The sequence below is a fragment of the Bacteroides sp. CAG:633 genome, assembly GCF_000435115.1.
In the GTDB taxonomy this organism is placed as follows: domain Bacteria; phylum Bacteroidota; class Bacteroidia; order Bacteroidales; family Bacteroidaceae; genus Bacteroides; species Bacteroides ndongoniae.
Map to the genome: position 1 here is coordinate 15,830 of NZ_FR883088.1, position 1,837 is coordinate 17,666.

Annotated in this window: 2 protein-coding genes; both read right to left on the bottom strand. The window is 43.7% G+C overall.

The window, feature by feature from the left end:
• Positions 1-169: 169 nt before the first annotated feature.
• Positions 170-1,144, bottom strand: coding sequence for an MraY family glycosyltransferase (locus QVP67_RS09310; protein WP_022163294.1), 975 nt, complete (start codon positions 1,142-1,144; stop codon positions 170-172).
• 186 nt (positions 1,145-1,330) lie between these two features.
• Complete coding sequence (locus QVP67_RS09315) at positions 1,331-1,708, bottom strand: four helix bundle protein (RefSeq protein WP_022163295.1); 378 nt, start codon at positions 1,706-1,708, stop codon at positions 1,331-1,333.
• Positions 1,709-1,837 lie beyond the last annotated feature (129 nt).

Consider the following 1,837-nt stretch of genomic DNA (forward strand, 5'->3'; position numbering starts at 1 on the left):
GGTAACGTCTGAACGAGAATTTATTGCTCATGTCGATCTACTCTTTTTTATGCACTATATAATTTCGGGCAAAAATAGTTATTTTTGCCCGAAATTATTACATTTTACCTGAAAATATTCATAAAGGACTTTCCTATATCCTTCCTCTTGTTTATTTATTCGTTATCGTTCAGCACTTTACCGTTTTATCCCGTTGCGAAGCTTCATGAAGATGGTAATACTTTTTCATAAATACCAGATAAACAATTCCCAAGAGCACTACACATCCTGCCAGATATAGATACCCGTTGTCTCTGCATTGCAAATACCCGATGGCCACCACCGCCTGTACTGCCATGTACAGCAGCGACACAAGCACATGCGGCACATGTAGTTCGTTTGCCATCAGCTGGTACAGATGTTTGCGGTGCGGCAGCCCGATATTCTCGTGCAACATCAACCGGTGTACAATGGTCAGCACACTGTCCACCCCGTATACCGCCAGCAACACAATCCAGCTGAAATCCTCTGTCTGCATCACCAGTTTTCCGATCAGAAACAGAAGAATGAAAGCGATGCTCACCGATCCCACATCTCCGGCAAAACACTTGGCCCGTTTGCGGAAATTGAACAGGCAGAAAACGAGCACCGACAGCATCACAATATAGATGAAGTCAGGTTCCACAAATGCCACCACCGCCCGGTTGACGTACGCCAGCACCGCCAGTATCACCAGCGAATACCCGCCCGTTATACCGTTGATACCATCCATAAAGTTATAGGCATTGATAATGCCTGTACATACCACCAGAGCGACAGCTACCCACCACCAGGGCAATGCATACAGTCCCCACTGGCCAAACATCAATGCCATGGCCGTAAAGTGGAACAACAACCGGACACCTTGCGACACCGACCGTATATCGTCCGCCATACTGATAAACGCCACCAGCGTCAATGCCAGCATAAACCACGGATACTCCCCGTGATTGGTCACAAAATAAGCCAAAGCTCCCACATAGAAGATAATACCTCCCCCACGCAAGGTTATACGCGTATGGCTACTCCGCTCATTCGGTTTATCTATGATATTCAGTTTATCCGCAATGCGGAAATACAATAACTCCATAGCCAGCAAAGCTATTGCTATAATTACATATTCCATTTTCCTTATTTTATTTTTAATGTTGAGGGTTGAGCGTTTAGGGTTGAGGGATGAGGGTTGAGCGTTTAAGGTTGAGGAATGAGCGTTTAACGTTGAACGTTCATATTTCCATAAACTTTTACCTCTAAACTCTAAACCATAAACCCCAAACTCTAAACCATAAACCCTAAACCCTAAACCTCCCCCTCACCCTTTCGAATTCGAAGATAACGAATTTCTCAAGCCGGAAAGTTGTCGAGCTATAATTTCTATTTTTTCCTCTGTTTGGGCGTATTCTTCTGAGGTGATATATCCCAAATCTGTAGAAAGTTCAATTTGACACAACACTTCCATCAGTGACCCGTATGCAATTTCAATAAAATGTACCTGTTCTTTATTCGAGCGTCTGCTAAGCCCTTCCGCAATATTAGAAGGAACAGATATCACAGCTCGCCTAAGCTGGTCACATAATGCGTACATTTCTTTGCCTGGGAATTTATCTAACATTAAATATACATGCTTCACCAATTCCCTTGCATTCTGATACACATTAAGCCTTTGAAACGTGAACATCCTTTCTCCCATGTTATTTTTTAATGTTGAGTGTTGAGCGTTGAGGGATGAGGGTTGAGCGTTTAGTGTTGAGCGTTTAGGGATGAGGGATGAGGGCTGAGGGTTGAGCGTTTAACGTTGAACGTTCATATTTCCATAAAC